The sequence below is a fragment of the Phormidium sp. CCY1219 genome (assembly GCF_035615515.1).
Taxonomy (GTDB): Bacteria; Cyanobacteriota; Cyanobacteriia; order Cyanobacteriales; family Laspinemataceae; genus CCY1219.
Genome location: NZ_JAJENT010000088.1, coordinates 1 through 260, shown reverse-complemented (window position 1 = coordinate 260; position 260 = coordinate 1). Strand labels below are relative to the sequence as shown.

General features: G+C 52.7%; 1 pseudogene. It reads left to right on the top strand.

What is annotated here, in order from left to right:
- Positions 1-260, top strand: a pseudogene (locus LKK83_RS31880) (photosystem II D2 protein (photosystem q(a) protein)); the annotation flags it as partial.

Genomic DNA, 260 nt, shown 5'->3' with positions numbered 1-260 from the left:
ATCTTCCGTTTTCTATTGTTCTTCCAAGGGTTCCACAACTGGACCTTAAACCCCTTCCACATGATGGGAGTGGCCGGTATCCTGGGTGGTGCATTGCTCTGCGCCATTCACGGAGCTACCGTGGAAAATACCTTGTTTGAAGACGGCGAAGGCTCCAACACCTTCCGCGCCTTCGAACCCACTCAAGCCGAAGAAACCTACTCGATGGTCACTGCGAACCGCTTCTGGTCGCAAATCTTCGGGATTGCCTTCTCCAACAA